Source organism: Pseudomonas sp. SM4 (genome assembly GCF_051913165.1).
In the GTDB taxonomy this organism is placed as follows: domain Bacteria; phylum Pseudomonadota; class Gammaproteobacteria; order Pseudomonadales; family Pseudomonadaceae; genus Aquipseudomonas.
The window spans coordinates 20,321-46,199 of the sequence record NZ_JBODOE010000013.1; the positions used below are offsets into that span (position 1 = coordinate 20,321).

Here is a 25,879-nt window from a genome sequence, read left to right on the forward strand (position 1 = left end):
CTTCCGTGGGGCCAGGTGGTAAACGTCTTAAATAGGGGAAGAGCCTTCAAGCTCTTCCCCTATTTTGTATCTGGAGTCTGTACATGGAAAACCTGGATGCGCTGGTCTCTCAAGCACTAGAGGCTGTGCAAAGCGCTGAAGATATCAATGCCCTGGAGCAAATCCGGGTTCAATACCTTGGCAAAAAGGGTGAATTGACTCAGGTGATGAAGACCCTGGGGAATTTGCCGGCAGAAGAGCGTCCGCAAGTCGGCGCCCTGATCAACGTTGCCAAGGAGCGTGTTACAGGCGTTCTCAATGCGCGCATGGCCCTGTTTGAAGAAGCCGAACTGGCTGCCAAACTGTCCGCCGAATCCATTGACGTAACGTTGCCGGGCCGTGGTCAGACCTCCGGTGGTCTGCATCCGGTGACCCGTACTCTGGAACGTGTTGAACAGTTCTTCACTCGCATCGGCTACGGCATTGCCGAGGGCCCTGAGGTTGAAGACGACTATCACAACTTTGAAGCGCTCAACATCCCAGGCCATCACCCGGCCCGGTCGATGCATGACACCTTCTATTTCAATGCCAACATGCTGCTGCGCACCCATACCTCGCCGGTACAGGTCCGCACCATGGAATCGAAGCAGCCACCGATCCGCATCGTCTGCCCAGGCCGTGTGTATCGCAGCGACTCCGATATCACCCACTCGCCGATGTTCCACCAGGTCGAAGGCCTTCTGGTTGATCGCGACATCAATTTTGCCGATCTCAAAGGCACCATCGAAGAATTTCTGCGGGTGTTCTTCGAGAAAGAACTGGCCGTACGTTTCCGTCCTTCGTACTTCCCGTTCACCGAGCCATCCGCCGAAGTCGATATGGAATGCGTGATGTGCAGCGGTAAAGGCTGCCGCGTCTGCAAGCAGACCGGCTGGCTGGAAGTGATGGGTTGCGGCATGGTTCACCCGAACGTGCTGCGCATGTCCGGCATCGACCCGGAAGAGTTCTCCGGCTTTGCCTTTGGCATGGGCGTCGAGCGTCTGGCCATGCTCCGTTACGGCGTGAACGACTTGCGTCTGTTCTTCGACAACGACTTGCGGTTCCTCGCGCAATTTCGCTAGTCGTAACGAATTCTTAGGAGAGCAGGATGAAATTCAGTGAACAATGGCTGCGTGGCTGGGTTAGCCCGCAGGTAAATCGCGACGAGCTGGTTGCTCGTCTGTCGATGGCCGGTCTTGAGGTCGATAGCGTTACGCCGGCCGCCGGTGTATTCAGCGGCGTGGTCGTGGGCGAGGTGCTGAGCACCGAGCAACACCCGGATGCCGACAAGTTGCGCGTTTGCCAGGTGAGCAATGGCGCGGAAACCTTCCAGGTCGTGTGCGGTGCGCCAAACGTGCGTCCGGGCCTGAAGATTCCGTTCGCCATGATCGGTGCCGAGCTGCCGGGCGACTTCAAAATCAAGAAAGCCAAGCTGCGTGGCGTTGAGTCCAACGGCATGCTGTGCTCGCAAGCCGAGCTGCAAGTCGGTGAAGGCAACGACGGTCTCATGGAGCTGCCGGCAGATGCGCCGGTGGGCGAAGATTTCCGTGTGTATCTGGATCTTGAAGACGCCAGCATCGAGGTCGACCTGACCCCGAACCGTGGCGACTGCCTGTCCCTGGCCGGCCTGGCCCGTGAAGTCGGCGCGCTGTACGACGCACCGGTTACCCGTCCGGTGGTCATGGCCATTCCTGCCGTGCACGACGAAGTGCGTTCGGTAGAAGTACTGGCCCCTGCTGCTTGCCCGCGCTATCTGGGTCGTGTGATCCGTAACGTTGATCTGTCCAAGCCAACCCCACTGTGGATGGTTGAGCGTCTGCGTCGCGCCGACGTGCGCAGCATCGATGCTGCCGTCGACATCACCAACTACGTGATGCTCGAACTGGGTCAGCCACTGCACGCTTTCGATCTCGCCGAAATCAATGGCGGCATCCGTGTGCGCATGGCGGAAGAGGGCGAGAAGCTGGTATTGCTCGACGGTCAGGAAGTCAGCCTGCGTAGCGATACGCTGGTCATCGCCGACCACACTCGCGCTCTGGCGATTGCCGGTGTGATGGGTGGCGAGCACAGCGGTGTGTCCGCGACCACTCGCGACGTATTCTTGGAATCCGCATTCTTCGACCAGATCGCTGTCGCTGGCAAGGCTCGTTCCTACGGCCTGCACACCGATGCGTCGCACCGCTACGAGCGTGGCGTTGACTGGCAACTGGCCCGTGAAGCCATGGAGCGCGCCACTGGCCTGCTGCTGGAAATCACTGGCGGTGAAGCTGGCCCGATCATCGAGACCGTCAGCGAACAGCACCTGCCATCAATCGCGCCGATCACTCTGCGTTCCCAGCGCATCGCTCAGATGCTGGGCATGGAAATGGATTCGGCACAGGTCGAGCGTCTGCTCAGCGGTTTGGGTCTTGGCATTACTGCCGACGGTGAAGGCCAGTGGCGCGTAGAAGTGCCAAGCCATCGCTTCGACATCAGCCTGGAAGTCGATCTGATCGAAGAACTGGCTCGCCTTTACGGTTACAACCGTCTGCCGGTGCGTTACCCGCAAGCTCGCCTGGCACCGCAAGCCAAGGCTGAAGCGCGTAGCGACCTGCCGGAACTGCGTCGTCTGCTGGTGGCTCGTGGTTATCAGGAAGCGATCACCTACAGCTTCATCGATCCACGTCAGTTCGAACTGTTCAACCCGGGCGTCGAGCCGTTGTTGCTGGCCAATCCGATCTCCAATGACATGGCGGCAATGCGCTCTTCGTTGTGGCCAGGTCTGGTCAAAGCGCTGCAGCACAACCTCAACCGCCAGCAAGATCGCGTGCGTCTGTTCGAAAGCGGTCTGCGCTTCGTTGGTCAGCTCGGAGGCCTGAAGCAAGAGCCGATGCTGTCCGGTGTGGTTTGCGGTAGCCGTCTGCCGGAGGGCTGGGCGCAAAGTCGCGACACTGTCGACTTCTTCGACGTCAAAGCAGACTTGGAAGCGGTGCTGGGCTTCGCCGGTGCGCTGGATTCGTTCACTTTCGCTCCGGGCAAACACCCGGCGCTGCACCCGGGTCAAACCGCGCGCATCGAGCGGGAAGGGCGTGAAGTCGGTTTCATCGGTGCCATTCACCCTGAACTGTCGAAAGCTCTGGGGCTGGACCGTCCGGTCTTCGTTTTCGAGCTGGTCCTGGCTGAAGTGGCACTCGGTAAAATGCCGAAATTCCACGAGTTGTCGCGCTTTCCTGAAGTGCGTCGTGACCTTGCACTGATTGCGCACAAAGACGTCGCCGCCTCGGCAGTACTGGACGTAATCCGTGAAAATGCAGGCGAATGGCTCACAGATCTCAGGCTGTTTGACGTATATCAGGGTAAAGGCATTGATCCTGATAGAAAAAGCCTTGCAGTTGGCTTGACCTGGCAGCATCCATCGCGCACTCTTAATGACGATGAGGTGAATTCGACGACGCAAAATATCCTCACCTCGCTCGAACAAAGGTTGAACGCCACGTTAAGGAAGTGACGTATGGGGGCTTTGACGAAAGCTGAGATGGCGGAACGTCTGTATGAAGAGCTGGGCCTGAACAAGCGGGAAGCCAAGGAATTGGTCGAACTGTTTTTTGAGGAAATCAGGCACGCTCTTGAAGACAACGAGCAGGTCAAATTGTCCGGTTTCGGCAATTTCGACCTTCGGGACAAACGCCAGCGGCCTGGCCGCAACCCGAAAACGGGGGAAGAAATCCCGATCACGGCTCGCCGTGTGGTCACCTTTCGTCCAGGGCAGAAGTTGAAGGCCCGAGTTGAGGCTTATGCTGGAACCAAGTCATAACGACGAACTTCCCGTCATCCCGGGCAAACGCTACTTCACCATTGGTGAAGTCAGCGAGCTGTGTGCCGTAAAGCCACACGTGCTGCGCTACTGGGAGCAGGAGTTTCCTCAACTCAACCCCGTCAAACGCCGCGGAAACCGCCGGTATTATCAGCGCCAGGATGTGCTGATGATCCGGCAGATCCGCGCGCTCCTTTATGATCAAGGTTTCACCATCGGCGGCGCACGCTTGCGCCTGTCCGGCGATGAGGCCAAAGACGACACTACCCAATACAAGCAGATGATTCGGCAGATGATTGCTGAATTGGAAGATGTGCTGGTGGTTCTCAAGAAATAAAAAGCAGCGTTTGAATACTTCCAGTTTTCAAAAGCTTGCGCTATATTCTTGAGCGTTCTTCGAGGTGAAGAACGAGTTGCAAGACCAGTCGGGGCGTAGCGCAGTCCGGTAGCGCACTAGCATGGGGTGCTAGGGGTCGAGTGTTCGAATCACTCCGTCCCGACCATATAATTCAATGACTTAGGCCAATGTTTACAGCATTGGCCTTTTTCATGCGCGTGACATTTGCGTGACTTCTCCATTTATCACGCCTGCTTCCTCTTCAAAATTGTCAGCACCGGCCCACGCGAATCGGTTGCTGATACCATGTTCGCAGCCTCAATCAGATGCCCCAGCTCAGCGCCCGAATAGTGACTGGTGATGCTGCCGTTCTTGTGACCCAGAAGTGCCTTTCGGTCTTCTTCGGTTACTCCCGCCGCTCGAAGGCGACGGCCAAACGTATGCTTTAAATCGTGAATCCTGATCGACAGATAGCCGGGGTGAGCGGGGCGAAGGTTTTCCTCCTGCCAGAGTTTCGCCGCTCTCACTCTCGCCTTCTTCCAAGCCGAGTCGTTCATCCGATGCATTGCGTTGCCGTTGTAAGGAAAAACCCATTCCTTGCTCAGGCCGCGCTGCTTATCAATGATCGACTTGGCAACACTGTTCAGCACCACCAGGCGCTCGTCGCCATTCTTAACGCCAGACCGTTCGTGTCTGCCGCCAAAGTCAGCCGGGATCAGGAACACGCTGGTACCGAGCTCCGGTACCGAAATCTCCCAGTCCCACCTCAGCTTGCAAACTTCCTGCTCGCGGCAGCCGGTGTTTACCTTGAACAGCGCCATCGTCTGCAGGTGAGCCGGCAACTCTCCGAAAAGGATCGACTGTTCTTCCCATGTCATGGGGTAGGGCTCGCGAACTTTCTTCTTTAAGTCCAGCTTGACCAGCGTCGGCACCGAATCAAGCCATGGCCTACGCTCCTCGTCCCGCCACTTCCTTGCGCAAAGCGATAGAACCCGGATTACCCGCTCGATTGAGATGTTTATCGTGCGCGGCGCTACCGGCTTCAACTGCTTGCCGCACGGCAACACCATTCCCTTCAAACGATCCTTCACGAACGGCTCAAGCGCGTGGTCATCGATATGCGTCAATGGCAGGTCTTTGAGATAAGGGTGCAAATGCTTCAGGTGATGCGCCGTCAGCTTGATTGACGGTCTCAAGCAGAAACTTCGTCGCTGCCTCTTCCCACGTCCTGATCCGGCGCACGCCGTACACCATCTGCTGCCTAAGCTGCTCGAGGCGATGTATCAGGTATTGCTCTGCTTCTTGCCTGTCACCAGTTCCAGTGCTTTCTCGAAGTCGCTCAGCTCGGAAAACTTTGTCGATTTGCCAGACCCCACCTTTCTGGTAGAGACCGGAGATCGCTTTTCTCGCCATTGTTTGCCTCCTTTGGCTTCACCCTGGCGCTCGCTGCGGGGGTGATTGTTGTCCTGATACGTGGCCTTTTCAACCGACTTGCTTTCGACGTAGGCGTCAGCCCACTCATCGAGCTCGATTCGATCGAAGGCCACACCTTGTTTCCCGATCGGAAATTCTCGAACGCTTGGTCGCACTGTTTTGTTGAATTCGTCCCGGCACATGCCGAGGTAACCAGGAGCATCGCCAAACCTTATGAAGCGCGGTTGAATGTTGCTGGCCTTTGCCGCTGTGGCGCTTGCCATGTGATGCTCCATGCCGCGCGTGGCAGAAGGTGGTGATGCGTCATGCGCCGGCCTTGGCCAGAACTGCGTCGATCAGCTGCACAGTGACGTGCAGCGAAATCTTTTCATCAGTGTCAAACCAGTCGGGCGCGCCCGTCTTGAGTGCCATGGCGATTACTTGCCGTGACTCACGGAGCGTCGCGACCGATATCCCAGAAGCGCTGGCCCCAGTGTCCTGCCGGCGGCGGGTTGCTGTTCTGCGCGCCAAGTGCCAGTGCGCCGACCGCAGCATCCAGAAGGTCGCGCTTATAGGCGTTGTCGCCATCGACGCTCAGGCCCCGCCGGCGCAGCGTCGAAACCACCTCATTCAGGTCGAGCCCTTTGTCCTGCAGCACGATGTCGAGTTCTGGTTTTTCCGGGGATCGCCGGCTGGCGTGACTCGTAGAAGTGGGGAATTTGTGTTCGGCCCGGCATGGGGCCGGATCAAGGAGAAGTAGATGAATTTCAGCAGCAAGCCACAGGAAGAGCTCTCAGAACTCTTGGAGCAAGGCGCCTCAATCGAAATTGCCGTGGGAGCTAGACCCATTGCAGAGCTCATTATGCTCGCTGTTCACGCGAGAGAAGGTCGCGGTCAGCTAGTTCTCAAGGCGACGTCCAATCTTGACCATAAGAGTTTTGTTTCCCTCTCTACGTACGGAAAAGGTCACCTCCTGTTCAAGGACTGATCCTTGTCGACAATTTCGTCATCTGGCTCGCCGGGAATGCTGGTTAAGTGGAGCAATCCGGCAGCTCTCAACTGTCGCAACACCTTTTCACGTGGCTCATAGGGTGTCGTGACACTCCGCAATGTCCATGCCTGAGTCTCGAAATCAGTGGCGATCAAGTTGCGCAGCAGGTTCTGATACACCTCCTGCTGGTTGTTGAAGCCATGGTCGACTATGACCTTCTTCAGATCTGGCTTGAACACGCCGGCGACCTCAGCCGTAAACTTCTCGACGCCCAAAGCAGCGTTCTTTGCTGCAGCCTTCTCGCACTTCCTGCGCTGCTTCTTGGCTTCCTCCGTCAGTTCTTTTTCCTCGGCCATGGTCTACCTCTTCAACTCCGCTGGCCGGCAAGTCCAGCCACGTCTGTCGTTAGCGTTGTTGGGGTCTGGAGCGTCTCACGCAGCTACCTTCACCTGATGCCAGGCGCCGGCGGCGTAGACCAGCTTCGCGGCTTGGGCTTCATCCATCGATATCTCGCCCGGAATGGCGATCCAGCCTGATGCAACCAGATGGGTCGGGTTCGCGCTGTTGCGCAGCTCCAGGTAGTAATGCTCGATGGCATCGGTCAGGCGCTCGACCTCGTAGATTCCCTCGGGCGAGATATCGACCGACTTGATGTACTCGGCGCCGCGCTCGTCGCGACACATGGCGCCGATGTAGATCGTCCAGCGGTAAGAGAAATCGAATATCGCGTTACCCAAGAGGATGCTTTCCACATTGCGAGAATGCTCGATCACGACGCATCCAATCCTCAAGCGCTATCAGTCGCCATTCAGGCCATCGATCTGATCAAGGCTCAATTGTTGGAGAGAGGCCCCGTGAGTGGTGCAGAGGACCTGATGCCACGACCATCGACAAGCAAAAAATCCAGAAGCTGCTGTGGGCCGAAGCGGCATCCTTCCGTGCCGACTGCGCAGACTGGAAGCGCAATACAGAAGCGCTGCAGGACTTTCTCGGAGAAAAGACCGTGGGGAGGTGGCGCTGGAGCTGCTGGCTGAGAACGAGGTGCTGCGTAAAGCGCTGAGTGGCGTTCGTGAGTCTGTGCAGCGCGAATACTGGGATGAATGCGCGGGGCTCGAAAAAAATCGACCCTCGATACCGCCTTTAGCGAGGCGGTACAGCCATGAACCCCGAATACACGCTCCGCGACCAGCGCGACATCAACCGCCTCGCCGGTGTGCTGCACGCCATCGACCTGAGCAAGCCGAAGGTGGTGGTGATCCGCGACGAGAAACGTCCTGACGTCTGCAACCGGAAAATGTGGGCAATGCTCAAGGACGTATCCGAGCAGGTCATCTGGCACGGCAAGAAGCTGACCAGTGAGGACTGGAAGTGCCTTTTCAGTGCCTCGCTGGAAAAGCAGCGTGCGGAGCTGGCCTCGACGGTGGCTTCGTGGTAATGGCGGTATCGACCCGCAAGCAATCGAAGAAGTGGTTCAGCGATCTGTTCGAGCTGATGCATGAGCCTCCCATCCCAGAAATTAATGCCGCCCCAGTTTTCAGCGCCATCGAAACCCCCTGATGTTAAGCAGTCACAACGATCCGTAAAATGCCAGGCTCATGGTTGATTCCGGCAAGAGCTACGCTACAGCCCTTGTCCTGATGAAAGACTCGTATAGTTAGGCGGTTCCGTGTGTTATTCTTGAATTACATTGGATACAATTTGCACTATTAATGATTTTTCAGGTTTATGGGACATGCTTGCGAACTATAAAAGTGAAGCAAAAAGAATTTTAGGGCTTGATGGGCTTAGAGCGCTATCTGTCATTGCGGTATTTTTCCACCATACCGGTGGAACTTTGATGAAGGGAGGCTACATTGGTGTTGAGGTTTTCTTTGTATTAAGTGGATACTTGATTACAAGCATTTTATGTAGAGAAAAAGATAAAACTGGATCTATTGATTTCGTCGGATTTTATATGCGTCGTGCCAGACGCTTGTATCCTGCATTGATTTTGTTGCTAATTGCCGTCGCAGCTTACTGTGCTGTCTATAATAAATATAATTTGACGCTTGAGACTATTCCATCTCTGCTTTACGTGATGAATTGGTATCGGGCTTTTGAATGGTACGATGCCGTGCTGACAGGTCACACCTGGTCGCTAGCAATCGAAGAGCAGTTTTATTTGTTATGGCCGCTGCTGTTATCGTTGCTAATATGGCTTTCGCCTCGAAAGCTTCCGCTTTTCATTTTTGCATTAATATTGAGCGTCGTGGCTTGGAGAACGTACCTGTTTCTCGGTAATGCGAATTTGGCTCGAATATACAATGGGTTTGATACGCATGCTGATGCTTTGTTGATAGGGGCGTTGTTGGCTCTAGTGTCTACCGATGTGCTGCGTCGAGTAGGTCTCCTCTGGATTCCTGCTCTTGTATTTCTTCTGGCTGTTCTATTTAATCAGGAAATGACCGACTTCTCGCTTAGTAGACATGGCTTCGGTATTGTTGCAGTAGCGTCAGCAATGGTTATCGCTAAAGTTGTTTCGGATCAAAACTCCATGCTCGTAAGAGTTTTGAGTGTTAAGCCATTGGTTTGGCTTGGGATGGTTTCATATGGATTCTATCTTTGGCACTACCCATTGATACAAGCTGTTATGTATGGAGGGCACGATCCGATCTTGGGTTTCTATGGGTCGCTGGCCTATCCAATTCCATTTTTAGTCGGCACAATTTTTTTGGGCACGCTTTTGATCACTTGTATTTCCTGGTATTTAGTGGAAAAGCCAATCATGAATTATGCTCATAAAAAAATATCATCGCGTTCACCGAAAATTCAAACGGTTAGTTGATTGTATTTCAGCATTCTTACTGTGATGGAAGAAGAATTGTAAATATTGTTTTTAATCTCAGCCCGCTAAAAAGCGGGTTTTTTTCGTCCGGAGAAAAGTGATGACTGTAACCGATAAAGACCGCGACATCCTTGCCCGCACCTTGTGGGGCGAGGCCCGCGGCGAAGGTACGGCCGGCCAGATCGCCGTGGCCTAGACGATCCGCAACCGCGTGTTTGATGGGCAGACCAGTTCGTGGTGGGGTGAGGGATACGCCGGTGTGTGCCAAAAGCCTTACCAGTTCAGCTGCTGGAACAAGAACGACCCGAACTTCGCCAATCTCGTCGGAGCAAAGCAGATCCCGTCCCGGGAGTTGGCGCAGGCCCGGATCGCTGCCGACCAGGTGATCGACGGAAAGGTGCCTGGTCCAACCGTTGGCGCGACGTACTATTACGCGCTCAGCATAGAGACGCCGCCGGCGTGGGCAGCGAAGGCAAAGCAGACCCTGCGGCTGGGCGGGCACGTCTTCTTCAGGGACGTACCCTGAGCCTGCATTCGCCTCAATCTTCCTCGTTATCAAGGCGCTCCTTGAGCAGGCGCTGATTTTCTTGGTGAAGATAGTCTCTCTGGTGCGCAAGGTCTGCAAATCTGCGATTTTCGCTCAGTAAATCCGACTCAGTGTTCTGAAGCTTTGCTCTGAGAGAATCCCTCTCCTGCGTTAGCGCATCATTATCTCGAACCAAACCCTGAATATTTTCCAGAGCTCGCTCCAGCTGAAGGGTGAGTGCTTCGAATTCGTTTTCGTACATCCGGAGCTGGTGCCGGCAGGCTTGGAGCGGCGTCGGGCAGCCGAGCCAGTCGTTGGTGTCTTAAATTTAGAGGGGATCCACGAGTGCGTCTTGCTGATACTGTTTGGATGCACAGTAATCGGGGCGTGTCCGATGAGCGAGGGTGAGGCGACGAGCTGTAGGATTTTGGATTAATATTCTTTCGGCAGGACGCCGGAGTTGTGTGCGCGAAACCTCACTTGGAGGCCGCGTGTTTTCGTTTGCATAAGCACAAAAAAACGGATGTTTTGCTACCCTGAAAGTACGGTTTTATCCTTTAAAACAATAGCTTAGGTTGCTACAGTTCCCAGCATGGAGTGCTAGGGGGCGAGTGTTCGAATCACTCCGTCCCGACCATGTAATTCAATGACTTAGGCCAATGTTCACAGCATTGGCCTTTTTCATGCGCGTGACATTTGCGTGACTTCTCCATTTCTCACGCCTGCTTTCTCTTCAAAATTGTCAGCACCGGCCCGCGCGAATCGGTTGCTGATACCATGTTTGCAGCCTCAATCAGATGCCCGAGCTCAGCGCCCGAATAGTGACTGGTGGTGCTGCCGTTCTTCTGACCCGCAAGTGCCTTTTGGTCTTCCTCGGTTACTCCCGCCGCTCGAAGGCGACGGCCAAACGTGTGCTTAAAATCGTGGATCCTGATCGACAGATAGCCAGGGGTTCAACTACGACAATCAGAGATTCTGAAAGGGGATGCGTTAGCTCAGCTTGGGTGAGGATGCCCAAAGCCTGATAGGCCCGCTTCAAGCTGGTGTCGAAATCAATGAGATTATTGATGAGGATCGAGCGTGCTGGCTGGCGTGTAAACGTTATTTAGTTGCTTTGGGTAAAACATCTGAGAGAGAGGGATGGCCTCAAAGGCCGGACTGGCCAGTGCTGCCGAAATGCTGAATATCTTTAGAGGGATGGTCATCCACGTTCGCAAGTAATGTAGAATCTTTCCACAGTAATCCAGTGGAGCGCACGGTTTGTCATCATTGTTGAATCGCAGGGAAGAGTCATTAGATGCTCTACGCGGCTTGGCTGCTTTAGTTGTAGTTATTGCTCACACTACCATCGCAGGTCTTTATAAAGTAGAGCCATTATGGGGCTATCTGAAGTGGTCTCCATTAAAAATATTTTGGTCTGGACATCAAGCGGTAATTTTATTCTTTGTACTTAGTGGCTTTGCCTTGGCGAGGATGTGGCAGGATTTAAAGAATAATCGATACGATGCGTATTTTGTTGCGCGAGTAGTCAGATTGTATCCTCCATATATAGCTTCAATTATGCTGGCGCTTATTGTTTACAATGCGGCCTCAGGCATTATCGAGTGGGATGGCGGGTGGATGAGTATTCCGAAGCCTGATTTCAATCTGGGGCTATTAATTAATCATGTAATGATGATTGGTCAGTTCAATACGTCGGAGGTGAATCCGCCTATTTGGTCTATTGTGCATGAGATGCGGATATCCATAATTTTTCCATTAATTTACCTTCTCGTTTCCAGATTCAATGGGTGGGCTGTAGGCGGATTCTACTTGGTATCGACATGGATAGGCTGGGCAATGCTTGGAAACGTGCAACTTTCTGGCGTGCAAGGAGATATTCTGCAGACGGTGCACTACTCAACGTTTTTTGCGGTTGGTGCTTTGATTGCGCTGCGGCAAGACTCTATATGTTCGATGTTCAATGGTGTTTTTCAGTCAAAGAGGATATTGCTATGGTCATTGGCTTTAATCTTGTACGCTTATCCGTTTGATAATCCTTGGAATCTAGGGTGTCGAGCATTTGGAGATATGGCTATTGGTATCGGGTCAGCAATGATCGTATGTCTCGCACTGACAATGAGGTCAAGTGTGCTCGTAACGTTTGGAGGTTATTTAGGCAAGATATCCTATAGTCTTTATTTGAATCATATACTGGCTCTTAATATCTCGATTTTGTTTTTTTATCGTGAATATGGCGCCGCAGTTGTTTGGTTTGTAGCTATATTGAGTGCGCTGCTAATTTCCACGGTCATGCATAAAGTTGTAGAAGTACCTTCGATTTCAGCATCTAGATATCTGCGTAAAAGAATTTCACGACTAGGGCGGTCAAAGAAATTGAGGTGATCGTGCCAAGATTTGAGTGCCCGCATAAGCGGGCTTTCGTTTGCAGGATGAAAATTTTCACCCGACGGCCACTGGCGATCGTGCTGGGGTGAATCGACACTCAAGGTATTTATACGATAACGCGCTGAAAAAAAACGTTACGATAACTGCCGCAGTGCTAGCTATTGTTAGCTGGGATAATGGGCTGTCGTTATAATACTTTGCTGTTTTTGCAATCAATGGGAAAAATGGTAGGTGCCAGAGATAAATGCTGTAGCTCGATCTTCCTATGTGTGTTATCCAATTTAGCTCTAATGCTTTTATTATTTTGTTGTCTTGGCTAGAGTTGATGATGTAGTAGGTGATCATGGCAATCGATACAGCGATTGCCGTGTAGCCGTATGATTGAAGCCATGGCACCGTCTTAAACTGAGTGGTTTCTAAGGTAATGCAAAATAACGTTGTAAATAGACTCGCGAGCCCAGCGCTTCCTATTAGGTTTCTCAAGATGATTGAGTTGGATTTTTTGAGTGTCGCTAGAAGAATCCCGCAGGCGATTGCGTCCCCTCTGCATAGAGTAAATGAATATATCGCATTGTCATAATTTATATGTTCAAGGTTGGCAATTACTAGTCGAGAGCTAATAGCTAGGCAGATGGCGGTCACTGCGATTAAGCGAACTGACGATATGAGGCACATAGCGACAGGCAAAAATAAATAGAAGTGCCACTCAACTGCAAGCGACCAGAAGTGAACCAGGGTGAATTCGGAACTGCCAAGCGCCGCTCTATCGCCGAAAATAGAAGGGATGTTCGACGACATCGTCCATATTAGATACTGGTTCTCTAGAATTTTGCTGTTCGGATAAAACGCTAGGGAGAGTATGACAATGCATATAGAGCATGCTAGATATGCTGGCAGCAGTCGAAGTGATCTTCTTTTAATAAATTGCGTATATGCGGTGAATGATCTTATAGGTTTTTTGATAAGAATTGATGATATTAGGTAGCCGGAGATAACGAAAAATATATCTACTCCAATCCACCCAACAGATACGATTTTTTCTAGTGCCCGACCTAATAAACCAATCTCTATAAGAGCACCTGGAAATACCGCGAGATAGTGGAATGCGATTACTAATATTACTGAGACAGCTCTAAGCCCATCGAGCCCAGGTATATAGTTTTTTTTAAGAGAATCCATGTCGCTTAAAGTACCTTTGTTGACAGAAAAAAACGTTGAACATTCTACCCAATGCCCGCGAAAGAGCGGGCTTCTTTTTGCCTGGAGAAAATCCTGATGAGCGTGACCGAGAAAGACCCCGACATCCTCGCTCGCACGCTATGGGGTGAGGCCCGCGTGAAAGGCTCGTCGGGCCAAGTCGCCGTGGCCTTGGCGATCCGGAACCGCGTGTTCGACGGCAATAACAATTCGTGGTGGGGCGAGGGCTACGGCGACGTGTGCCATGAGCCGTACCAGTTCACCTGCTGGAACAAGACCGAGCCCAACTATCAGTTCCTGATCGGCGTGAAGCAGATCCCTTCCCGCGAGCTGGCGCAATGTCGCATCGCTGTTGACCAGGTGATCGACGGAAAGGTATCGGATCCCACCGGCGGCGCCACGCACTATGATGTGAGCGAAGCTGTTCGCAGTCGGTCGATACGCTGGCATGCAGCTCAACCAGTTTGAATATCCGCTCACGCTCCTGACGCAGTTGAGTTGTCAGTTCCTGAATTTCGTTCTCGCACATGCTGAGCTGATGCCGACAGGTTTCGAGCGGCGTCGGGCAGCCAAGGCAATCGTCGGTGTCTTCTATATAGAAGAGATCCACGAAGGCGCCGTGCTGACCACTGTTTTTATATACAGTGATCGAGTCGAGGCAGCCGGGCGAGGGTGAGGCGACGAGCTGTAGGATTTTGTATTGGTGTTCAGTCGGCAGAACGCCGGAGAGGGCGCCAAAAAGGCTCAGTGACTTTCCGAGTGACTTTGTAAAACACAGTTGCGCATCGTTGCAGCGAGCGCCCGGCGCGAAGCCTCGGGTTTGGCGGGCTGTAGGCCAGTCCGCTTGCATGGGGTGCTAGGGGTCGAGTGTTCGAATCACTCCGTCCCGACCATAATTCCTGAGTAAAATCAGACACTTAAGCCGATCAGATGGATCGGCTTTTTTGTGCCTGCGCAAAACCAGCGCAAAACTAGCCGGTGATTTCACTGACATTCACGTCTGGAAATGCCTCCGACCAGACGATTTTGGCATGACCTTTCGGGTGGCTCCGTGATTAGTTGCTCACTCGCAACGTCGACAGCTTGTTCCGCCGTTCTGGCCGCCTTCAGTTACAGGTGCCGTGAAACCGCGTGTCCCCGCGTTCTTTTCAATAGCAAGATTTCCATTGACTGACTAGACGCGCTTGCGTGTGAGCCGCTTACTGATACCTTGTTTGCCATCTTAATAGGCTGGTTCGGCGCCGCCATCGCGCGGTGTCCTGCGGTCGCTGTATTTTCAGGTTGGAACTGCTAAAGGATTTTTTCTCATCATGACGATGGCCAACAACGACAGCGTGCTCGATTTCTGGCACAGCATTGAGTTTTTCAACGCTTACGATCTTGATAACAGCCTTGATGAGGCGCGTGCTTCGCGCAGCGTAGAGCTGGTCAGTGAGGCCACTCTGGCCGAGGGGATGTGGGAAAGGCAGCTTGATCGTCGCCGCGTGCTCTACTTGCTGCCATTCGACGTGTCTCACGTCACGTCATTGATTGAAAAGTATGTCGAGGGCCCGGTAGCCAACGAAATCAACCGCGTGCGTGACAGTGAGATGGCATCGACCGGCCTCACGTGTTACGCCAGGCTTACGCTGGACCGCAAAGGTAAACCTGACTTCGATGGTTTGAGTGTATCAGCGCTGCCTTGGGCGCTCGGCAGGCTGATCAAACATGACCTCGGCACTTTATGCGCGGTCGATTTCGAAGACAGTGTGCGCGTGCTCAAACGCGGTCTGGCAGATGACTGGTCGCAATCACAGGGCAACCTTTCGGGGTCTGAGCTGATCGCGCAAATCGTCACTCGTTTGCGGTTTTGGGCAGGCTTTCACTTGCCGCTTTCGGACTGGGCTTACATGGATATCTGGCCGCTGCCCAAGGGTAAAAATGCTTTAACGGCGACAGAACCTGATGAACCAGAGACCGAAAGTACGTCTGAACAAGCGCAGGTCGATGACTTGCCGATTCTCAACAGTTTTTATGTACATGACCTCGCTCAAGCCAAACGCCTGTTGAATAGCGAGCATCCGCCGCGGGCCTTGCAGGCTTACCTGGCGCTGGCGGATCGGCAGAAAACCGACCTCGATACTGAAGCTGGGCAAGAGGCGATCCGCGCGGCGCTGCAACCGGAAAAAGGTATCAGTGGCCGCTGGCCTTCTGAAAGCCAACACATTCAGTCTCTGATGCAACAGTTTGCGCTGAACAGCATGCGTGACATGCCTGTCGGCGAGGTGATTGCCGTCAACGGGCCACCGGGCACCGGCAAAACCACATTGCTGCGTGATCTGATCGCGCATTTGGTGGTCGAGCGGGCCGATGTGCTGTCACGGTTGGAGAAGGCCAAAGATGGCCTGAGTAGCCAGAGTGTCACAGCGGTTTTCAACAAGAACAGTTACCAGGTTCCGCAGCTGTGCGAGGCACTGACGGGTTTTGAAATGGTGGTTGCTTCTACCAACAACGGTGCCGTAGAGAACCTGTCTCTTGAATTGCCGCAGCTCAAGGGAATCGACCCACGTTTTTCCAATTGGGGTTACTTCAAAGAGGTGGCCACCCGTTACGCAGGTGCCCATGTCAGCAAACCCTGGGCAGCCCCCGAACCCGTCTGGGGTTTGGTTTCGGCCGCATTGGGGAAGAAAAGCAACCGCAGACGCTTCCGCGATATTTTTGTCAATCGTGCGGTGCTGCCCACGGATAAACCCGGCGACAAGTTTCTGAGTATGGACAAAATTGACCGGCCCGCTTGGGAAAAGGTCGGCGCCATGACGTATCGGCACTACAAATCCGGCACTCAGCGCCCAGATTTTAGAAGCGCCAGGCAGCGTTACATCAAGGCGCGAGAAGCTTATGACGAGCAACTCCAGCATCTGCAAACGCTCTCCACGCTCTATGAACGACTGCACAAGATGTTTCCTGCCATCAAGGCAATGTGGCCGGCAGCGCCGGCTCTGGGTGCGGATAATCTGACCGAGTTGCTCAATGGTTGCGCGCGTTTGGTCAAGCGCTTGGAAGACCGGCAGTTGGTGCTCGAGCGCAAGCTGGGGCCGGCGTTTTTTCGCTGGCTGGCGCAATGGTTTCGCAAGCCACTCTATACACAATGGATCAATGCCTGTGCCGATGCCGACAAGGCACGTGAATTCGTGAGTGAGTTGCATGATCTGCCAGGGCTGCTCAAAAGCTGCGACGTTCAGCTCTGGGATGGTAAACCGCTGGACAGCAAGGCCAATCAATCGCACGCGTTCTGGCAGGGCAGCACGTTCAATGCGGTACGCAGCGATTTGTTCGTTGCTGCGATGACGCTGCACGAGGCGTTTTTTCTCGAAGTGGCGGACAATCAGCTGATACTTGCCTTGACCGCCATGCTGGAGCGTCCGCCACAGCAGAGCGCTCGCCGAGCATTGTGGCAGTGGATTTTCATGCTCACGCCAGTGGTGTCGAGTACCTTCGCCTCGATCCGTGCACAGTTTGCCGGACTTGAGGCCGAGGACCTTGGCTGGTTGATCATCGACGAAGCAGGGCAAGCCGCACCACAGGCTGCGGTGGGCGCAATCATGCGGGCCAGGCGAGTCGTGGTGGTGGGTGATCCATTACAGATTGAACCGGTGGTGACGCAATCGACCCGACTGCTCGACACGCTGGGCGGGCATTGGCTGGGTGACGGCCGCTCGCGCTATGCAGTCAACAGTCACTCGGTGCAAACCTTCGCCGACCGTGGTTACCATCAGGGCGTCAAGCACCCGCTGGACGACGATAAGTACATCGGTATTCCATTGGTCATGCACCGTCGATGTGACAACCCGATGTTCGACATCTCCAACCGAATAGCCTATGGGATACGCATGCAGCATGCCAAAGAGTCGAGCATTACGGCTCACCCGGTGTTGGGCGTCAGTGCCTGGTGGAGTGTGGTCGGAGAGTCGTTGGACGGGACCAAGTATATCGATGCTCAAGGGCAGCGATTGCTTGGCGAGTTGGTTCGGCTTTACCAGTCAGGCGTCGGTGAAGGCGACGCGTCGCTACCACCGGTATTCATTATTACGCCATTTCGCGAAGTGAAAGCGGGGCTGGTGCGTTTGTTGGGTGATCCGGACGCCTGGGCCGTGGAGCTTCCTGCTGGCATCAAGGTGCCGGCCAATCTCGCGACGTGGGTGCGCAGATGTATCGGCACGGTACACACGTTTCAAGGCAAGGAAGCCGATAGCGTGTTCTTTGTGTTGGGTTGCGATTCGAGTCGTCAAGGCGCTATCGACTGGGCCTCGTCGAGTCCGAATCTGTTGAACGTCGCAGTGACCCGAGCGAAAAAACACCTGTATATAATCGGTGATCAGGCGCTTTGGGGCGGCCAGCCGCATTTTGATGTTGCGCTTGAATACCTGACCAAGGCAAAGGCCAGCCAGCAGGCTCTGATCCCCGAACCGCTTTGAGGGGCTGGCCAGTCAACTGAAAGCCCGGCTTGACCAAGACCAATGTGCGCAGCTGTTTCGATGCTTGAAGGGGGAAGGTGTTTGATTCTTCCCCTTAGTCCAGTGGCCCCACTACCTGCCGATAATGCTCCTCGCCCTGCGGCGTCTCTTGAGTCAGGCGAATCTCCAGACCTTGTGGGTTTTCTTTGCGGTTCCCACTGAGTTGGCGCCAGCCCATGTCTGCCTCCCAGACGCGCACTTGCAGGTCGCTGATGCTGTCGAGTACGGCCACGGCTTCTTTGGGGGCGGGCAGGGGATATCGATTGCGGGCTGGCGCAGCGGCACGGTACAGGGTTTGATTTTTCAGCCACCAGCGCACGCGCTGCAAACCGTCCTGCGGGTCTGCGGCGCTGCGGATCACGTCGAGACGAAAACTCTGGTTGTCCGTGCTGCGCACGCTGATCGCGGCGGGGCCTTGAGGTGGGTCATCGTCGTTGTTGGTCAGGTTCGGCTCGCGCAGTTCGATGCTGGCGCGCAACGCCACATCGCGTTCCAGTTGGTGCAACGTGCGCAATAGCGCTTCGGTTTGCTCGGTGCTGGCCTGCAAGTGACTGTCGGCGCGAGTCACGCTGTCCAGACCGCGCCAGGCGATCAGGCTGACGATGGCCATCAGCATGATCGCGACCATGACTTCGATCAGCGTGAAGCCGTCTTGACGGGCATTCATAGTCGGTTTGCCAACTGTATTTTGCCGGCCGCCGTGCGTTGCACGATGAGTGTGTGCTGACCGTCCGAGAGTTGCAGTTGCAAGGGAGAGTCAAACCATTCGGCTTGTAGCACGACCGGCCGTTGAGGCGTGACTCTTATGGTCAGCGAAGGTGTTTCCCATGTGCGCGGATGCAGTTGCGGGTCGGCCAGAAAGTGATCGCGGCCCACGCCCTGTTCGTCACGACGGCTAAAGTGAAAGCCTTTCTTGTCCGTCAGCCACGTGATCGGGCGCCCGTCTGCCAGCGCTTCGGCCTGGGCGATTTGCAGCAATTGGATCAAGCGATTGGCGTCCCTGCGCAGCTGTTGCGCCGGGTCGGGCTTGATGCTGAGGCTGACGGCGGCACTGGCGATGCCGATGATGATCAGCACCACCATCAACTCGATGAGGGTGAAACCCTTTTGTCTGTCCTTGGTCATGCTGCAACGTTCCTTCGTCGTGAATCTGTCCTGGATTCGAATGATCAGCCCGGATAAAAAACCGCCGGTTGTCCTGTAGACTGCGCTGCAAGACAACAGGGAGGTTGGGTCTTGGCATTTACTTTTCGTTTATCGGCAGCACAACTGCTGCAGTCGGCGGCGCTGGTCGCAGCAGTGGCAGGGGGGCTGTTCTGGTCATCGTTGTTGTTGACGTCGGCAGAGTCCCACGTCCCCGTGGTGGAGCCGCAGGCCTTGGCTGCACGCGCCGACACTGCTGCCTTGCAGTGGTTTTCCAACCAGTCTGCACCCGTGGAGATCAAGGTCTCCGGGCTGATGGCGGGAGTGCAGGGTGCGGTAGCGATCCTCACACTCAACGATGGGCCTGCACGCAGTTTTCTGGTGGGTGACCGTCTGACCCAGGACATGCGTGTGGTGGCCATTGAAAAAGATGCTGTGGTGATTGAGCAAGGTGCGCAGCAGCGTCGATTAAAGGTCAGCACGTTGCCCGACATCCCGGCACTGCCTCGATTGACTCGCCCCTGAGCCACGTCATTGACGCTGTTCAAGCGGTTGGCTGAGCAGTGTTTCCAGTTGCGCCAAGGGCGGCGCTTCACGCTCGCGATCGGTTACCAACACCTTGACGCGCACCAGTCGGCCATCACCGCGCGCTGTGATTGATTGCTCGCAGCGCAGTTGCAAACGTCCTTGATCGCACTCGAACGTTCTCAGTCCGGAAGGAAAGCGTCCTTCCAGACGCAGTTCGGCGAGTCGGCTTTGCGCTGCCAGTAAAGCGATCGAACGATCGCGCAACAACCCATTACTTTGAGTCATCAGACCGGCAACGCGTACCGCCGCGGACATGGCCACGGCGATGATCGCCAACGCCACCAACACCTCGATCAGGGTAAAACCTCGCTCCTTGCGCATCGCTTCCATAGCCGGCTCTGGGGTGAATCAGGTCGGCAGAATAGCACCCGATTCTCGACCGATGTGCAGAAAAAACACGGCGTTAATGAGTGTTGTACGATGACTGGCTTTTGTTACACTGCGCGCCGAATTGTAATCAAGCCAAGGAAGGTTGAAATGGATTTCGCGCGCGTCAAATCTCAGTCCGCGGGCCGAAGCGGCCAGGCGGGTTTCACCCTGATCGAGATCATGGTGGTGGTGGTCATCCTCGGTATTCTCGCCGCGATGGTCGTGCCCAAAGTGCTCGATCGCCCTGATCAAGCCAGGGCGACGGCGGCCAGACAAGACATCGCCGGCCTGATGCAGGCACTCAAGCTCTATCGCCTCGACCACGGTACTTTCCCGAGTCTCAACCAAGGGCTCAAGGTGTTGGTGGAGCGTCCGGCTGACGCAAAAAACAGCAACTGGCGTTCTTATCTGGAGCGCTTGCCCAATGACCCTTGGGGTCGTCCTTACAACTATTTGAATCCTGGCGCGAACGGCGAAGTCGACATCTTCTCCCTCGGTGCGGACGGGCAGCCAGACGGCGACGGCGTCAATGCCGATATCGGTTCCTGGCAGCTCTAAGCGTCGCGATGAAATCGACTTCGTCGACAGCGACGAAACAGCGTGGCATGGCAATTATCAGCGCCTTGCTGATCGCCGCCGTGGTGGCAGTGATTGCCGGTGGCATGCTCACCCGACAGAGCGTTTTCACCCGTTCCCTTGAAGCTGAACAGTCTCGCGTGCAGGGTGGCGCGGTGCTGTTGGCTGGCCTGGAAGTGGGTCGGCAATTGCTGAACGATGCCCGCCTGCAAGACAGCCTGACCCGACTCGATCAGCCATGGGCGCAACCTCTCAAAAGCATTCTGGTGAACTCATCGAGTGGTGCTTTTGAAGGGCGTCTGGAAGACCAGCAAGGCAAGTTCAATCTGCGCAACTTGATCAGCAACGAACGGGTTGATCTCGGTCAGGTGCGCAGCTTCGAAAGGCTCTGCGAAATGATTGGCATCGACGCCGGCCTCAGTCAGCGCATCAGCGAACGAGTCATTGCCGCGTACCCGCGAGTCATGAGTTCGCCAGACGTCGGGCAAAGCACTGGCCAAATCGGTTTTGACAGTGGTCGATTGACTTCGCCGAACGCCAGTCGCAGGCCGTTGCCTGCGACCCGGCCGATGCTGCGCAGTCTTGAGGAGTTGCGGGGGCTGGACGGTATGAGCGATCAGGCGATGGCTCGGCTGGGTCAATACGTAAGCATTGTTCCGGCCAGAACCTGGGTCAATGGCAACACGGCGAGCGCCGAGGTTCTGGCGGCGGTGGTGCCTGGGCTGTCGCTGTCACAGGCCAGGGCATTAGTGGTCGAGCGTGATCACGGTCAGTGGTTTATCAACCGTGGAGACTTCGTCAATCGCCTGCGTTTGCCGCACCTGACGGTGGACGGGCTCAATGTCGGGATCAGCAGCGAGTGGTTCCAGCTGCGCGGACAGGCGCGTAATGAGCAACGCCGTGTGAGCCTGGAGGCGTTGCTGCATCGTCCACAGGACGGCATGCCCAAAGTGATCTGGTCGAGGTTCGGTGCATGAGTCGCTTGCGAATCGCCTTGCCGCCGCTGCATCAATTGACCTCGCACACAGAGTTTGAATGGGCATGCCTGGATCAGGCAGGGCGCGTCATTCAGACCGGTGTCAGTACGTTGTCGCTGTTGGAGCAGGAATCTCGAGCGCAGGCTGTGGAATGTTTTCTTCATCCCGCAGACAGCGTGCTCACTCGCCTGCAACTGCCACCGCTGTCGGCGACGAAAATAGCGGCTGCGGTGGCCTGTGCGGCGCAGGCGCTGATACTCGGTGGCAGTGAACAGATGCACGTCGCCCACAGCGCTCGAGAGGGCAGTGGAGATGTTTATCTGGCGTGGCTTGCGAAGGCTGAGCTTCAGCGATTGGGTGAGTTGTTGAGACGGCATCGACTGAAGCTGCGAGGTCTTTACCCCGCGCCTTATGCGTTGCCGGTGCCACTGGCCGGGCAGATCAGCGCGTGCGTGCTGGACGGGCAGTTGTTGCTGCGCCTCAGCACTGAGCAAGCCTCGGTGGAACCGATGGTTGACGAGCGACTGCAGGCGCTTTTAGCCGGTGGCAGTGCCGTGCAGTGGATCGGTGACGACATGCCTGCGGCTGTGCTTGAGCACAAACCTGCGGATCAGCGCTGGGCTGGCGCCGCACCCGGATGGGGGCTGCACGGCGGTATCGAAAAAACCGCAGAGCCCACGCCGGTCGGGGGGCGGACAGTGTTTTGCTGTGCCTTGGCGGTGGCTGTATGGGTTGCCGGTCTGAACCTTTACGCGGCTCGCGAAGCCAGCCAAGGCCAGCAAATCAAGGCGCAGATGAGCGAGCGAGTGAAGCAGGCGTTCCCTGAGTTGCCGGTCATTCTCAACCCGTTGCAACAGGCGCGTCAGCAGTTGGCGGTGCGTCAGAGTGGAGCGGCGACGGACGCCGATCATGGTTTTGCCTACCTGGTGCAGAACGCTGCCAGTGCGATGCCTTCTATGGCGGGCAGTGTTCAGCGGCTGACTTTCGATCAAGGCCGTTTGCAGTTGGAACTGGCCGCTGATACGCCGCACACAAGCGCCGAGGGCTCGGTGACGGGGGCGCTCAGTCAGGCAGGGCTGGCGGCTGTGCGTGATGACAACGTCTGGACGTTGAGCGCGCAAGTTGAGCCGGAGTCTGCTGACAGCGGCGCCATTATGGATAACGACGATGAGTGAATGGTTGGCGCTGTATCGAGGCCGTTGGGTGCAATTGCGTCAGCAGATTGAGCGGCATTGGCGATCACTCACGTCGCGCGAGAAACGCATGGTGGCGGGTACTGCGCTGATACTGGGCGGCGTGTTGATCTGGTTATTGCTGATCGAGCCCCCGCTGAAAAAGCTCGATTTCTGGCAGACCGAAACGCCGAAATTACGCTCCCAGGCGGCAGCGCTGGAGTTGCTGTTGCGCGAGGTGGCGAGCCCGCCCGCCGGGCAGAGCCTCGAACAGTCGTTGCAACAGTCGCTCGACGCCAGCGGGCTGGCTGGGCACTACCGATTGCAGGCCGTGGCTGGCGCGTGGCAGTTGACGTTCGAGGAGGCTGCGGCTGATGCGGCGATCAGTTGGTTGTTGAGCAGCCCGGTACAGTTTTCACTGGAAGTGGTCGAGGCTCGTTTGCAGCGTGCAAGTGAGGTCAAGGTCAATGATACGGCAGGCACTCTGTCGGGAACCGTTCGCATGGATCAGGCGCAGGGCGCTAAGGAAGCTTCATGAAGTGGTCAGGTTCCAATTGTGTACGTACGGCCGCGCCGTTTCTGTTGTTGGCGTTAAGCGCATGCAGCACCACCACCACCACCACCACCACCACGCCGCAGAATCAACCGCCGCTGCTGGTCGACAGTGAACTGGGCCGCCCGCTGGCCAACACCCAGCGCAGCGGCGACGCGGTGCTCGACCGCGAACGTGCGCAGGCCCAGGCGCGACCGGCGCCGAAGCAATTGCACAACATCAGCAAGAGTGCGCGCAGTGGGGCCGCGTCATCGGGTATCGCGTTGCCGAGCAATCCTTTGGGCGATCAACCGGTGACGCTGAATTTTGTCGACGCCGATATTCAAGCGGTGGTGCGGGCGTTGTCGCGGTCGACCGGGCAGCAGTTTTTGGTCGACCCTCGGGTCAAGGGCACGTTGACGCTGGTTTCCGAAGGTCAGGTGCCGGCGCGGCAGGCTTACGACATGTTGCTGGCGGCGTTGCGCATGCAGGGTTTCAGTGTGGTTGATGTCGGCGGTGTGGCGCAGGTGGTGCCGGAGGCGGATGCGAAACTGTTGGGTGGGCCGATTTACAGCGCTGACAAACCGGCGGGCAATGGCATGCTCACGCGCACGTTTCGCCTGCAATACGAGAACGCGGTGAACCTGATTCCGGTGCTGCGGCCGATCGTTTCGCCGAACAATCCGATCAATGCCTATCCGGGCAATAACACCATTGTCATCACCGATTACGCGGAGAACCTGACCCGCGTTGCGCAGTTGATTGCGAGCATTGATTCGCCGAGCGCGATTGACACCGATGTGGTGCAGATTCAGAACGGTATCGCTGCTGACATTGCGCCGATGGTGGCGGATTTGTTGGATGCGCCGGGCAATGATCCGACGCAGAAAATTGCGGTGATTGGTGATCCGCGTTCCAACACCATCATCATTCGTGCCGGCAGTCCGGAGCGTACCGAGCTGGCGCGTAATCTGATCTACAAACTGGATAACGCGCAGAGCAATCCGAGCAATCTGCATGTGGTTTATCTGCGTAATGCGCAGGCTGCGAAACTGGCGCAGGCTTTGCGGGGTTTGCTCACGGGAGAGAGTGACAGCGGCACCAGCGACAGTGCGCGATCGGTGCTCAGTGCGATGGGTAGCAGCACCGGTGGCAGCGCTGGGCAGAATGGCCAGAGTGGTACGCAAAGCAGCGGCTCAACATCGACTAACAGCAGCGGCAGCACGGGCGGCAGTTACGCGCAGGGCAGCGGTGGCAGTGGTGGCAGCGCAACCGGTAGCGGCGGCTCACAGAACAGCGAACAGAACGTCGCTTTCAGTGCTGGCGGTGTGACTATTCAGGCTGATGCAACCACCAACACCTTGTTGATTTCTGCGCCAGAACCGTTGTACCGCAACTTGCGTGAAGTCATCGATCTGCTTGACCAACGCCGCGCGCAAGTAGTGATTGAAAGCCTGATCGTCGAAGTCGGCGAGGACGATGCCAGTGAGTTCGGTGTGCAGTGGCAGACCGGCAACCTCGGCGGTAACGGCGTGATCGGTGGCGCGAATCTGGGTGGTTCCGGCATCAACGTCAATGGCAAAACCAGCATCGACGTACTGCCGCAAGGGTTGAACCTGGGCTACGTCAACGGCACCGTCGATATCCCTGGCATCGGCAAGATCCTTGACCTGAAAGTGCTGGCCCGGGCGTTGAAGAGCAAGGGCGGCACCAACGTGCTGTCGACGCCGAACCTGCTGACGCTGGACAACGAAGCGGCGAGTATTTTTGTCGGTCAGACCATCCCGTTTGTCAGCGGCAGTTACGTGACTGGCGGCGGGGGCACCAGCAACAACCCGTTCCAGACCGTGACCCGTGAAGAGGTCGGTTTGAAGCTCAACGTGCGCCCGCAGATTTCCGAGGGTGGCACGGTGAAGCTCGATATCTATCAGGAAGTCAGCAGCATTGATGAGCGCGCCTCGAACAGTGCGGCGTCGGCGGGGATTGTCACCAACAAACGCGCGATTGATACCAGCATTCTGCTCGATGACGGGCAGATCATGGTGCTCGGCGGGTTGCTGCAGGATGGCTACAGTCAGAGCAACGACGCGGTGCCATGGCTGGGCAGTCTGCCGGGGATTGGTGCGCTGTTTCGCAACGAGCGCCGGGCGATCACCAAGACCAACCTGATGGTGTTCCTGCGCCCGTACATCATCCGCGACAGCGAAGCGGGGCGCAGCATCACGCTCAACCGCTACGACTTCATGCGCCGCGCGCAGGGTGGTTTGCAGCCGGAACGCAGCTGGGCAATGCCGGACATGCAGGCGCCGCAGTTGCCGACGGCGGCGCAGGGAGTGCCGGCGGTGGCGCCCACCGCAGGCCCACGCGCCACGATCAAAGCCGTGCCAATTGAAGGGAGCACGCGCTTTTGAAACCTGCCCTCAATCTGAAACCCACTCCTGTGGCGAGGGGATTCATCCCCGATGGGTTGCGAAGCAGCCCCAAAACCTGCAGCCACATTTTTTCAGACATACCGAGTGTTTCTGGTTTGCGACTGCTGCGC

General features: G+C 55.9%; 25 protein-coding genes, 2 tRNA genes and 4 pseudogenes. 20 read left to right on the top strand and 11 right to left on the bottom strand.

Going from position 1 to position 25,879, the window contains the following annotated elements:
* Nucleotides 1-83 precede the first annotated feature (83 nt).
* From pheS to ACQ4MY_RS22435, 5 genes are all read left to right on the top strand, one after another.
* Complete coding sequence (gene pheS / locus ACQ4MY_RS22415; RefSeq protein WP_003226365.1) at nt 84-1,100, top strand: phenylalanine--tRNA ligase subunit alpha; 1,017 nt, start codon at nt 84-86, stop codon at nt 1,098-1,100.
* A gap of 26 nt (nt 1,101-1,126) precedes the next feature.
* A complete protein-coding gene (pheT, locus tag ACQ4MY_RS22420) occupies nt 1,127-3,505 on the top strand; it encodes a phenylalanine--tRNA ligase subunit beta (protein ID WP_440096496.1) in 2,379 nt (792 codons plus the stop codon).
* A gap of 3 nt (nt 3,506-3,508) precedes the next feature.
* Entirely contained in the window at nt 3,509-3,811 is a 303-nt protein-coding gene (gene ihfA, locus ACQ4MY_RS22425) for an integration host factor subunit alpha (protein WP_002553164.1), read from the top strand.
* Entirely contained in the window at nt 3,792-4,148 is a 357-nt protein-coding gene (locus ACQ4MY_RS22430) for a MerR family transcriptional regulator (RefSeq protein ID WP_003179985.1), read from the top strand. Before ihfA ends, ACQ4MY_RS22430 begins: the two co-directional genes overlap by 20 nt.
* Before the next feature lie 89 nt (nt 4,149-4,237).
* Nucleotides 4,238-4,314: transfer RNA gene (locus ACQ4MY_RS22435), tRNA-Pro, on the top strand.
* Between the two features lie 79 nt (nt 4,315-4,393).
* On the opposite strand, the pseudogene ACQ4MY_RS22440 reads toward ACQ4MY_RS22435, so the two are convergent.
* From ACQ4MY_RS22440 to ACQ4MY_RS22450, 3 genes and pseudogenes are all read right to left on the bottom strand, one after another.
* A pseudogene (locus tag ACQ4MY_RS22440) lies at nt 4,394-5,546 on the bottom strand (tyrosine-type recombinase/integrase).
* Nucleotides 5,432-5,845 carry a hypothetical protein gene (locus ACQ4MY_RS22445; protein WP_440096497.1) on the bottom strand — a complete coding sequence of 138 codons (414 nt, stop codon included), beginning with the start codon at nt 5,843-5,845 and terminating at the stop codon, nt 5,432-5,434. The pseudogene ACQ4MY_RS22440 and the gene ACQ4MY_RS22445 overlap by 115 nt, the downstream one beginning before the upstream one ends.
* A 179-nt stretch (nt 5,846-6,024) precedes the next feature.
* A pseudogene (locus ACQ4MY_RS22450) lies at nt 6,025-6,345 on the bottom strand (hypothetical protein); the annotation flags it as partial.
* Between ACQ4MY_RS22450 and ACQ4MY_RS22455 the strand changes: the two are divergent.
* Entirely contained in the window at nt 6,322-6,549 is a 228-nt protein-coding gene (locus ACQ4MY_RS22455; RefSeq protein WP_440096498.1) for a hypothetical protein, read from the top strand. The pseudogene ACQ4MY_RS22450 and the gene ACQ4MY_RS22455 overlap by 24 nt on opposite strands.
* On the opposite strand, the gene ACQ4MY_RS22460 is transcribed toward ACQ4MY_RS22455, so the two are convergent.
* On the bottom strand, nt 6,528-6,908 hold the full coding sequence (locus tag ACQ4MY_RS22460) for a hypothetical protein (protein ID WP_440096499.1): 381 nt from the start codon (nt 6,906-6,908) through the stop codon (nt 6,528-6,530). The two genes, ACQ4MY_RS22455 and ACQ4MY_RS22460, sit on opposite strands and share 22 nt — an antisense overlap.
* Nucleotides 6,909-6,983: 75 nt before the next feature.
* Complete coding sequence (locus tag ACQ4MY_RS22465) at nt 6,984-7,325, bottom strand: hypothetical protein (protein WP_440096500.1); 342 nt, start codon at nt 7,323-7,325, stop codon at nt 6,984-6,986.
* A gap of 386 nt (nt 7,326-7,711) precedes the next feature.
* On the opposite strand from ACQ4MY_RS22465, the gene ACQ4MY_RS22470 reads away from it, so the two are divergent.
* The 3 genes and pseudogenes from ACQ4MY_RS22470 (at nt 7,712) to ACQ4MY_RS22480 (ending at nt 9,902) form a co-directional block, all read left to right on the top strand.
* Nucleotides 7,712-7,987 (top strand): recombination protein NinB, encoded by a 276-nt coding sequence (locus tag ACQ4MY_RS22470; protein WP_440096501.1) that lies wholly within the window; start codon nt 7,712-7,714, stop codon nt 7,985-7,987.
* 297 nt (nt 7,988-8,284) lie between these two features.
* Nucleotides 8,285-9,376 (top strand): acyltransferase family protein, encoded by a 1,092-nt coding sequence (locus ACQ4MY_RS22475; protein ID WP_440096502.1) that lies wholly within the window; start codon nt 8,285-8,287, stop codon nt 9,374-9,376.
* Nucleotides 9,377-9,476: 100 nt separating this feature from the next.
* A pseudogene (locus tag ACQ4MY_RS22480) lies at nt 9,477-9,902 on the top strand (cell wall hydrolase).
* A gap of 13 nt (nt 9,903-9,915) precedes the next feature.
* Here ACQ4MY_RS22480 and ACQ4MY_RS22485 read toward each other — a convergent pair.
* On the bottom strand, nt 9,916-10,164 hold the full coding sequence (locus ACQ4MY_RS22485; protein WP_440096503.1) for a hypothetical protein: 249 nt from the start codon (nt 10,162-10,164) through the stop codon (nt 9,916-9,918).
* Nucleotides 10,165-10,618: 454 nt separating this feature from the next.
* Nucleotides 10,619-10,852 (bottom strand): annotated as a pseudogene (locus ACQ4MY_RS22490) (tyrosine-type recombinase/integrase); the annotation flags it as partial.
* A gap of 310 nt (nt 10,853-11,162) precedes the next feature.
* On the opposite strand from ACQ4MY_RS22490, the gene ACQ4MY_RS22495 reads away from it, so the two are divergent.
* Nucleotides 11,163-12,287 (top strand): acyltransferase family protein, encoded by a 1,125-nt coding sequence (locus ACQ4MY_RS22495; protein WP_440096504.1) that lies wholly within the window; start codon nt 11,163-11,165, stop codon nt 12,285-12,287.
* 57 nt (nt 12,288-12,344) lie between these two features.
* Here the strand turns inward: ACQ4MY_RS22495 and ACQ4MY_RS22500 are convergent, their stop codons facing one another.
* Nucleotides 12,345-13,469: an acyltransferase family protein gene (locus ACQ4MY_RS22500; RefSeq protein WP_440096505.1), complete on the bottom strand. Its 1,125-nt coding sequence runs from the start codon at nt 13,467-13,469 to the stop codon at nt 12,345-12,347.
* A gap of 96 nt (nt 13,470-13,565) precedes the next feature.
* Between ACQ4MY_RS22500 and ACQ4MY_RS22505 the strand changes: the two genes are divergently transcribed.
* From ACQ4MY_RS22505 to ACQ4MY_RS22520, 4 genes are all read left to right on the top strand, one after another.
* Nucleotides 13,566-13,955, top strand: a complete 390-nt coding sequence (locus ACQ4MY_RS22505; RefSeq protein ID WP_440096506.1) for a cell wall hydrolase — start codon at nt 13,566-13,568, stop codon at nt 13,953-13,955.
* Nucleotides 13,936-14,163 (top strand): hypothetical protein, encoded by a 228-nt coding sequence (locus ACQ4MY_RS22510; protein WP_440096507.1) that lies wholly within the window; start codon nt 13,936-13,938, stop codon nt 14,161-14,163. The genes ACQ4MY_RS22505 and ACQ4MY_RS22510 overlap by 20 nt, the downstream gene beginning before the upstream one ends.
* A 148-nt stretch (nt 14,164-14,311) precedes the next feature.
* Nucleotides 14,312-14,380 (top strand) — tRNA-Ser (locus ACQ4MY_RS22515).
* A gap of 417 nt (nt 14,381-14,797) precedes the next feature.
* Nucleotides 14,798-17,941 carry a DEAD/DEAH box helicase gene (locus tag ACQ4MY_RS22520; RefSeq protein WP_440096508.1) on the top strand — a complete coding sequence of 1,048 codons (3,144 nt, stop codon included), beginning with the start codon at nt 14,798-14,800 and terminating at the stop codon, nt 17,939-17,941.
* A gap of 94 nt (nt 17,942-18,035) precedes the next feature.
* Here ACQ4MY_RS22520 and ACQ4MY_RS22525 read toward each other — a convergent pair whose 3' ends face one another.
* Nucleotides 18,036-18,647, bottom strand: coding sequence for a type II secretion system protein GspJ (locus ACQ4MY_RS22525; RefSeq protein ID WP_440096509.1), 612 nt, complete (start codon nt 18,645-18,647; stop codon nt 18,036-18,038).
* On the bottom strand, nt 18,644-19,105 hold the full coding sequence (gene gspH / locus ACQ4MY_RS22530) for a type II secretion system minor pseudopilin GspH (protein WP_440096510.1): 462 nt from the start codon (nt 19,103-19,105) through the stop codon (nt 18,644-18,646). The genes ACQ4MY_RS22525 and gspH overlap by 4 nt, the downstream gene beginning before the upstream one ends.
* A gap of 111 nt (nt 19,106-19,216) precedes the next feature.
* Here gspH and ACQ4MY_RS22535 point away from each other — a divergent pair, with 111 nt between their 5' ends.
* Nucleotides 19,217-19,648, top strand: coding sequence for a type II secretion system protein N (locus tag ACQ4MY_RS22535; protein WP_440096511.1), 432 nt, complete (start codon nt 19,217-19,219; stop codon nt 19,646-19,648).
* A gap of 6 nt (nt 19,649-19,654) precedes the next feature.
* Here the strand turns inward: ACQ4MY_RS22535 and gspI are convergent, their stop codons facing one another.
* A complete protein-coding gene (gene gspI, locus ACQ4MY_RS22540; RefSeq protein WP_440096512.1) occupies nt 19,655-20,041 on the bottom strand; it encodes a type II secretion system minor pseudopilin GspI in 387 nt (128 codons plus the stop codon).
* Between the two features lie 147 nt (nt 20,042-20,188).
* Here gspI and gspG point away from each other — a divergent pair, with 147 nt between their 5' ends.
* From gspG to gspD, 5 genes are read left to right on the top strand one after another with little or no spacing between them, the layout of a single operon-like run.
* Nucleotides 20,189-20,638, top strand: a complete 450-nt coding sequence (gspG, locus tag ACQ4MY_RS22545; protein WP_440096513.1) for a type II secretion system major pseudopilin GspG — start codon at nt 20,189-20,191, stop codon at nt 20,636-20,638.
* An 8-nt stretch (nt 20,639-20,646) separates the two neighbouring features.
* Nucleotides 20,647-21,633: a type II secretion system minor pseudopilin GspK gene (gspK, locus tag ACQ4MY_RS22550; RefSeq protein ID WP_440096514.1), complete on the top strand. Its 987-nt coding sequence runs from the start codon at nt 20,647-20,649 to the stop codon at nt 21,631-21,633.
* The gene (gspL, locus tag ACQ4MY_RS22555; RefSeq protein WP_440096515.1) at nt 21,630-22,808 is read left to right on the top strand and encodes a type II secretion system protein GspL; all 1,179 of its coding nucleotides are present in this window, start codon (nt 21,630-21,632) and stop codon (nt 22,806-22,808) included. The genes gspK and gspL overlap by 4 nt, the downstream gene beginning before the upstream one ends.
* A complete protein-coding gene (gene gspM / locus ACQ4MY_RS22560) occupies nt 22,801-23,343 on the top strand; it encodes a type II secretion system protein GspM (RefSeq protein ID WP_440096516.1) in 543 nt (180 codons plus the stop codon). The genes gspL and gspM overlap by 8 nt, the downstream gene beginning before the upstream one ends.
* Nucleotides 23,340-25,748, top strand: coding sequence for a type II secretion system secretin GspD (gspD, locus tag ACQ4MY_RS22565; RefSeq protein WP_440096517.1), 2,409 nt, complete (start codon nt 23,340-23,342; stop codon nt 25,746-25,748). Before gspM ends, gspD begins: the two co-directional genes overlap by 4 nt.
* Nucleotides 25,749-25,879 lie beyond the last annotated feature (131 nt).

Coding starts and splice junctions, on each gene's coding strand:
- pheS (WP_003226365.1), top strand. CDS start 84: ATGGAAAACCTGGATGCGCTGGTCTCTCAAGCACTAGAGGCTGTGCAA.
- pheT (WP_440096496.1), top strand. CDS start 1,127: ATGAAATTCAGTGAACAATGGCTGCGTGGCTGGGTTAGCCCGCAGGTA.
- ihfA (WP_002553164.1), top strand. CDS start 3,509: ATGGGGGCTTTGACGAAAGCTGAGATGGCGGAACGTCTGTATGAAGAG.
- ACQ4MY_RS22430 (WP_003179985.1), top strand. CDS start 3,792: ATGCTGGAACCAAGTCATAACGACGAACTTCCCGTCATCCCGGGCAAA.
- ACQ4MY_RS22445 (WP_440096497.1), bottom strand. CDS start 5,845: ATGGCAAGCGCCACAGCGGCAAAGGCCAGCAACATTCAACCGCGCTTC.
- ACQ4MY_RS22455 (WP_440096498.1), top strand. CDS start 6,322: ATGAATTTCAGCAGCAAGCCACAGGAAGAGCTCTCAGAACTCTTGGAG.
- ACQ4MY_RS22460 (WP_440096499.1), bottom strand. CDS start 6,908: ATGGCCGAGGAAAAAGAACTGACGGAGGAAGCCAAGAAGCAGCGCAGG.
- ACQ4MY_RS22470 (WP_440096501.1), top strand. CDS start 7,712: ATGAACCCCGAATACACGCTCCGCGACCAGCGCGACATCAACCGCCTC.
- ACQ4MY_RS22475 (WP_440096502.1), top strand. CDS start 8,285: ATGCTTGCGAACTATAAAAGTGAAGCAAAAAGAATTTTAGGGCTTGAT.
- ACQ4MY_RS22485 (WP_440096503.1), bottom strand. CDS start 10,164: ATGTACGAAAACGAATTCGAAGCACTCACCCTTCAGCTGGAGCGAGCT.
- ACQ4MY_RS22500 (WP_440096505.1), bottom strand. CDS start 13,469: ATGGATTCTCTTAAAAAAAACTATATACCTGGGCTCGATGGGCTTAGA.
- ACQ4MY_RS22505 (WP_440096506.1), top strand. CDS start 13,566: ATGAGCGTGACCGAGAAAGACCCCGACATCCTCGCTCGCACGCTATGG.
- ACQ4MY_RS22510 (WP_440096507.1), top strand. CDS start 13,936: ATGCAGCTCAACCAGTTTGAATATCCGCTCACGCTCCTGACGCAGTTG.
- ACQ4MY_RS22520 (WP_440096508.1), top strand. CDS start 14,798: ATGACGATGGCCAACAACGACAGCGTGCTCGATTTCTGGCACAGCATT.
- ACQ4MY_RS22525 (WP_440096509.1), bottom strand. CDS start 18,647: ATGAATGCCCGTCAAGACGGCTTCACGCTGATCGAAGTCATGGTCGCG.
- gspH (WP_440096510.1), bottom strand. CDS start 19,105: ATGACCAAGGACAGACAAAAGGGTTTCACCCTCATCGAGTTGATGGTG.
- gspI (WP_440096512.1), bottom strand. CDS start 20,041: ATGGAAGCGATGCGCAAGGAGCGAGGTTTTACCCTGATCGAGGTGTTG.
- gspG (WP_440096513.1), top strand. CDS start 20,189: ATGGATTTCGCGCGCGTCAAATCTCAGTCCGCGGGCCGAAGCGGCCAG.
- gspK (WP_440096514.1), top strand. CDS start 20,647: ATGAAATCGACTTCGTCGACAGCGACGAAACAGCGTGGCATGGCAATT.
- gspL (WP_440096515.1), top strand. CDS start 21,630: ATGAGTCGCTTGCGAATCGCCTTGCCGCCGCTGCATCAATTGACCTCG.
- gspM (WP_440096516.1), top strand. CDS start 22,801: ATGAGTGAATGGTTGGCGCTGTATCGAGGCCGTTGGGTGCAATTGCGT.
- gspD (WP_440096517.1), top strand. CDS start 23,340: ATGAAGTGGTCAGGTTCCAATTGTGTACGTACGGCCGCGCCGTTTCTG.